Here is a 5,229-nt window from a genome sequence, read left to right as displayed (position 1 = left end):
CGGTCTACCAGCAGGTCGTGACCGCCTACCGCGCCCAGAACACAAGCGAGGGCCGGCAGGTCATGGAACGCCTCATCAACGCGATCGCCACCAGGGTTCCCAAGGCCCTACCCGAGGTCATCACACTGGGCCACACCCTGGCCACACGTGCTACCGACATCCTGGCCTACTTCGACCACCCCGGCTCCTCCAACGGGCCCACCGAGGCCATCAACGGCAGACTCGAACACCTCCGCGGCATCGCCCTGGGCTTCCGCAACGAGGTCCACTACCGACTCCGAAGCCTCCTGGAGACCGGAGGGTTCAGACCCCGACTACACCCTGGATCCTGAAGAGCCCGTCAAGTCCCGTACATCCACTGCACCACTGTCCTCACTGGCTGATCTCGGAGCTCATCACAATCGAGGGCGTGGGCTGGGTTTGACACCGCACTCGAGGAGTCCGTGGACAATGTGGTGGGTGAGGTTTCGAAAGCCCGAGGCGGTTTCGCGCAGGTGTTCGAGGCGGCCGTTGAGTCCCCTATATGTGTCAAGTTGTCGCGAGCTGACCCCGTGCTGCGGTGTTGATGTGTCGGTGTACTTCGCGGGCGAGGTAGCGCTTGAGGCAGCGACGGATCTCATGGGGGTGCGTCCTTCGGTGGTGCGGCGCTCGACGTAGATGCGGGTGCCGGGATCCATGCGCATTCGGGTTACGATAGTCATGTGGAGCGCTTGGTTCAGGCGTTGACCACCGCCGCGGTTGATGCGGTGCCAGACGGTGTTGCCCGAGGATGCGGGGACTCTTTCTCGTGAGAGAAGTACATCCCCGTCACGGCGCTGGTGCCGTGACGGGGATGTGGAGTGTCTCAGGGCGTGACCTGGATCTCGACGATCCTGCCCCTGACCAGCTCGGCCTCACTGATGGTCAGATCGAAGCCACCCACCGGGTAGCGGGGATCGGTGGAGGCCACGACGATGACGTCCCAGCTCGCATGGTGACGCAGCCTGGGGCCGTCGTCGATCGGGGCGTAGGGGTGCTCGCGGTAGGCCACCACGACGACCCGGCCGTTCTCGGGGAACTGGGCGGGCAGCTCGATGAGCGAGCCGCGGGGAACCCCGGTCACCTGGACCGGAAGCCCCGACAGGAAGTGCGAACGCGAGCCCTCCGGAGCCGCGGCCAGCCGGGCGACCTCTTGCTCGGGGGTCTCCAGAAGGGACAGAGTCGATCCGATGAATGCCATGATCTGCTCCTGGACTGTGCGATGTGGTGTGGTGCCGGTTTGGACCGGTGCCCGGACCCGGTGTTCGTGGTTGTCCCCGGGTTGGAGCACTCCAACCCCCGCGATGGACCTGCGTGCGGTGAGTGATCAGCGGTCCCGGCCCGCACAGACCAGATCCTGGCGGTCGATCTCCCCTGTCCCCCCACAGGTCGGGCAGGGCTCGTGGGTCGCTGGGCCCGGCAGGCTCCCCGACCCCGCGCAGTCGGGGCAGTCGATCACGTCGGTGCCGCAGCAGCGCACCTGGTCTGCGGCGCTGTCCCAGTCGTCGGTGCTCATCGGATCTCCTGCGGGCCTGCCTGAGGTGCCGGTTGTACTGGCTGTACCGGGGGTGCCGGCAGAGGCCTCAGGGTGCGGTGGAGGTATCCGTCATGGTCGTGGACCGGATGGTCCAGTCCTCTCAGAGCGTCCATGACGGTGCCGGTGGGGGTGCACACCAGCAGGGGGACGTGGGCCGGGATAGTCTGGCCGGCCGGTGCGGGGTGGGCCAGTGCCCACAGTGATCTCAGATGGGCCGAGGATGACATGACGGACTCCTTCCTGCTGATGGTGCTCACGGGTGAGGGGTGATGATCTTGACCCGGCGGTCTCCCTGGCCGGCGCGGATGCGCCGGACCAGGTCCTGACCGGTCACCGGGACGGTGGCGGTGGTCCACGCGTCGCGCATGACCCAGGCGTCCCGGGGTCCGGGCCGGTACCACACCAGATCACTCTGGAGGAACAGCGTGCCGGCGAGTGCCCCGGTCAGGTCGCGGGGATCGATCTCCGCGATGTCGCGCCACCTGCTGGGCATGTGGACTACCGTCAGACGCCCGACGGCGATCCGGACGATGTCGGTCGCCGACAGACGCGCCGGGTCGCCGATGGCGTACCACCAGCCGTCGGTACTGGACTGCCAGGTGTGGTCGAACTCGTCGCATACCAGGCTCCAGGCCGGTAGGTCGAGCAGGGTGAATGTGAGGTCCGGGCTGCCGGACCCGGGGCCGGGCAGGTCAGGACGTGAGAGGGTGCTGCAGGACATGGGGTCTCTCCTTCGGATGCGGGACGACCCGGCGCGCGCAGTAGCCAGCTGTCGCGTGCACCGGTGGTGTCTGGATCGGGTCTCAGCGGTTCACCGGGACCGAGCGCCCGTCGATGACGGCTCGCTCGACGGTGGCGATGCCGGCGTCAGTCTGGGCCAGGACGGCCAGCCAGACATCCGGGGACAGCTCGGCGCGCACGACGTGCTGGCGGATCCGCCCGCCGAGGATGTGCAGAGTGAGGTCGACCGCCTCCAGCCCCGGGTCGCGGCGAACCTGGTCCCAGCTCGCAGCGGTGAGGGTGGCAGTGCCAGCAAGTCCAGCCATGACGATCAGTGCTCCTCGGACGTGATGTGTGTCATCGCCTCCTCCGAACCGGCTCTGCCGGTTCCCGTTCACCCAGAGGACCCCGGACCCGCCCTCGGCACGCTGATGGTCATCGCGAGAGACACCACCGCCCCGCAGCAGCTGCTGCGGGGCGGTGCAGTGATCGTTCACTGCAGACCACATGGGACCGAATCTGTGTGCGACCAGGTCCACACGGTCCGGATCAAGGCCGAGTCCCGATGGGTGGTGGCCGGGGCAGACTACGACCTCGATGCCACGACAGCGCATGTGGTCGGCCCCATGATCCCCAGCCTCGGCGATCATGGCTCAACCTGTGGGCTGACTGCGGGGGCCTGCAGGGCCATCAGGGTGCGGTGGAGGTATCCGTCATGGTCGTGAACCGGATGGTCCAATCCCCTCCTCGCATCTATGACAGTGCCCGAGGGCGTGCGCACCAGCAGTGGAGTGTGTGCCGGGACGTCGAGGTCCGGCGGTACGGGGTGGGCGCTCGCCCACAGGGATCTCATGTGGTCCGCCGATGACATGATGCTCCTCTCTGGGGCGCACTGAGTACAGGTGTGGCGGTTGTGACGTGCTGATCGGACCAGCCGGCACGTCACGTTTGCGCAGATCAGTCAGGACGAACATGCCGCCACAGATTCTGCGGAGTGCTGACCGGGGTCAGCCCCCTGATCTCAGATGCGCGCGAGGACTCCCGCGATGAGCAGGTCCTGCACGCCCTTCGGCAGCGCGTCATCGAGCATGATGTCGGTGGCCACGATGAGTGCGTCGAGCTCGGAGGTGGACGGTGTAACGGTGCTGTTCGTGTGAGTGTCCATGATGGTGATCACCTGGGATGACAGAGCAGAGCGGACCAGTACTGATCTGATCCGGAGATTTTCCCGGATCGGGCTTCCCCGATCCCCAGCTGTGCCCCATCCGACGTGAGCACTGATGTGACAGACAGTCATCACAGTGATGACAGAGCAATGTCATTGAAATGCACCACACAACACATTGCGAGTACTGACGCTTGTCATCGTCCAGGCATGGCAAAGAAACGTCACGGCATTGTCACGAGAAATGCACCGGTGTAACTTCTGCGATTCCGTGACGTGGAAAACCTGCCTCCTGTGATCGGGGTCCACCGGTACTCACAACCTGGGTGTAGATCCAGTCAATGACATCACCGTCAGCGCAGTCGTCGGGACAAATGCTGACCTCGCGTGGCAATCATCGGGGAAGAGCTCGGCCGGTAGCCTCCAGGTGGGGCCAGATCATCATCTGCGCGCCCCGGCAGGTGAGGAGACGGCATGGAGCGTACAGATTCCGTGGAGGCGCATCCGGAGCAGACTCCGCGCCGCCGTCTCTGCCGGCGCGGATGGCGGCGGCTCCTGTGGTGGACCGGACTGGCGATCCTCGTCGGAGTGTGGGGCATTGCCGAGACCGTTAGTGGTTTTGGTTCGCCGTTCTGGATGATCGGGCCATTCATCACATCAGCGGCTCGACTCATCGAGGCCGGCACGCTCGTCGGCGCGGGGGCGTGGATCGCATGCCTCTGCCTGTGGGCCTTCGGGCCCCACATCCGCCCGCTCGGACTGGCACGCAGAATCTGGAGAGTCGTCTGCATCGTGATGATCATCGTGACGGCAAGTGTCTTCCTGATACTCGACGGCGCCATGGCCCTTCTGGAGGTTGACAACGCGAGACAGACGTTCCACGTTGTTCCCCCGGCCAGTCCCGGCGGATGTCGCGTGGTGCTGTGGCGCACTCCCGACTCCGGTTACGGACAGAGCACCTGGGTGTATCTGAAGACTCCTGGATCGGCGACGCTGCAGTCCCTCCAAGGCGTTGCCGATGTCAACCCGGATGCTCCGGAACAGGATCTCCGACTGACCCTCACCTGGTCCGGAGAACAGGGACATCTGCTGGCACAGGAACTCAGCCCTCCTGGCAGCACCTGGAATCCCTACCCCTCTCCGATCACCTGCCCAGCTCGATGAGGAGCCGGGCACCTCATCACTGTCGAACCCGATTTCAACGGTGCGGATCTAGCCACAGCCTCCACAGCCTCACACATCACCATCGCCGGCAGTCCTCCCGAGACCGGCGGATCCACACCCCGCCGGTCTGTGGATCGTGCAGAGCTCGTTCAGGTGATGAGGTCGACGGGAATGTCCCGGCAGGCAGCACCCACCGATCCGAATCGGATGCTGCCTCCTCCCACCGGCTGGCCAGCCGACGGACCGTCCCATGCCGTCGAGAAGGACACGGGTTCGGCCTCCATCCCCTGATATGCCCGGACGTAGCCGGAGCCGAAGGGCGCGATACGGCCGACCGAGACCCAGCAATGACCATGACCGACGACACCACCCATCTCGGCGCACACCCTGGTCGATTCCGGGTACCCGAGGATCACCTCGAAGAATGTGGCACCCCACGCCGACTCCGGACCCCGGGCAGTCTGAGACATCGTCAGAGTGTGTCCGAAGGACGGGGTGCCCGAGCGCCAGGACATCTCCACACGGTCCTCGACCCGCGTCACCTGCCCGGACCCCAACCGCATGGTGCCCGAGATCGAGAAACTCCGCGACACCAGACCCTCATCACCCGACTGCCCGGGGGTGG

Annotated in this window: 9 protein-coding genes and 1 pseudogene; 2 read left to right on the top strand and 8 right to left on the bottom strand. The window is 65.6% G+C overall.

Translation table 11 applies throughout. The annotated features are described in order from the left end of the window. The coding region (locus tag G554_RS0109340) for an ISL3 family transposase (protein WP_027587683.1) at positions 1–332 on the top strand (332 nt) is incomplete at its 5' end. Between the two features lie 333 nt (positions 333–665). Here G554_RS0109340 and G554_RS18700 read toward each other — a convergent pair. The 7 genes and pseudogenes from G554_RS18700 to G554_RS17695 form a co-directional block, all read right to left on the bottom strand. Further along, positions 666–848 (bottom strand): annotated as a pseudogene (locus G554_RS18700) (transposase); the annotation flags it as partial. Further along, positions 845–1,219 (bottom strand): hypothetical protein, encoded by a 375-nt coding sequence (locus G554_RS15680; RefSeq protein WP_069102339.1) that lies wholly within the window; start codon positions 1,217–1,219, stop codon positions 845–847. The pseudogene G554_RS18700 and the gene G554_RS15680, both read right to left, overlap by 4 nt. Before the next feature lie 126 nt (positions 1,220–1,345). Next, the gene (locus tag G554_RS0109330) at positions 1,346–1,534 is read right to left on the bottom strand and encodes a hypothetical protein (RefSeq protein ID WP_027587682.1); all 189 of its coding nucleotides are present in this window, start codon (positions 1,532–1,534) and stop codon (positions 1,346–1,348) included. After that, a complete protein-coding gene (locus tag G554_RS0109325; RefSeq protein ID WP_154654252.1) occupies positions 1,531–1,782 on the bottom strand; it encodes a hypothetical protein in 252 nt (83 codons plus the stop codon). Before G554_RS0109325 ends, G554_RS0109330 begins: the two co-directional genes overlap by 4 nt. 26 nt (positions 1,783–1,808) lie before the next feature. Continuing rightward, complete coding sequence (locus G554_RS0109320; RefSeq protein ID WP_027587680.1) at positions 1,809–2,276, bottom strand: hypothetical protein; 468 nt, start codon at positions 2,274–2,276, stop codon at positions 1,809–1,811. Between the two features lie 82 nt (positions 2,277–2,358). Next, a complete protein-coding gene (locus G554_RS0109315) occupies positions 2,359–2,601 on the bottom strand; it encodes a hypothetical protein (protein WP_245570018.1) in 243 nt (80 codons plus the stop codon). A gap of 695 nt (positions 2,602–3,296) precedes the next feature. Continuing rightward, positions 3,297–3,440 (bottom strand): hypothetical protein, encoded by a 144-nt coding sequence (locus G554_RS17695; protein ID WP_154654251.1) that lies wholly within the window; start codon positions 3,438–3,440, stop codon positions 3,297–3,299. A gap of 474 nt (positions 3,441–3,914) precedes the next feature. On the opposite strand from G554_RS17695, the gene G554_RS0109305 reads away from it, so the two are divergent. Continuing rightward, positions 3,915–4,604, top strand: coding sequence for a hypothetical protein (locus G554_RS0109305; protein WP_154654250.1), 690 nt, complete (start codon positions 3,915–3,917; stop codon positions 4,602–4,604). A 149-nt stretch (positions 4,605–4,753) separates the two neighbouring features. Here G554_RS0109305 and G554_RS15675 read toward each other — a convergent pair. Beyond that, positions 4,754–5,229: hypothetical protein (locus G554_RS15675; RefSeq protein WP_036925317.1), on the bottom strand; the 476-nt coding region annotated here is incomplete at its 5' end.

This window comes from Acidipropionibacterium thoenii DSM 20276 (assembly GCF_000423445.1).
Taxonomy (GTDB): Bacteria; Actinomycetota; Actinomycetes; order Propionibacteriales; family Propionibacteriaceae; genus Acidipropionibacterium; species Acidipropionibacterium thoenii.
This window is presented reverse-complemented; position numbering and strand designations above follow the sequence as displayed.

Bases quoted from the DNA above. Each gene is read 5' to 3' on its own strand.
- G554_RS15680 (WP_069102339.1), bottom strand. From the start codon at position 1,219: ATGGCATTCATCGGATCGACTCTGTCCCTTCTGGAGACCCCCGAGCAA.
- G554_RS0109330 (WP_027587682.1), bottom strand. From the start codon at position 1,534: ATGAGCACCGACGACTGGGACAGCGCCGCAGACCAGGTGCGCTGCTGC.
- G554_RS0109325 (WP_154654252.1), bottom strand. From the start codon at position 1,782: ATGTCATCCTCGGCCCATCTGAGATCACTGTGGGCACTGGCCCACCCC.
- G554_RS0109320 (WP_027587680.1), bottom strand. From the start codon at position 2,276: ATGTCCTGCAGCACCCTCTCACGTCCTGACCTGCCCGGCCCCGGGTCC.
- G554_RS0109315 (WP_245570018.1), bottom strand. From the start codon at position 2,601: ATGGCTGGACTTGCTGGCACTGCCACCCTCACCGCTGCGAGCTGGGAC.
- G554_RS17695 (WP_154654251.1), bottom strand. From the start codon at position 3,440: ATGGACACTCACACGAACAGCACCGTTACACCGTCCACCTCCGAGCTC.
- G554_RS0109305 (WP_154654250.1), top strand. From the start codon at position 3,915: ATGGAGCGTACAGATTCCGTGGAGGCGCATCCGGAGCAGACTCCGCGC.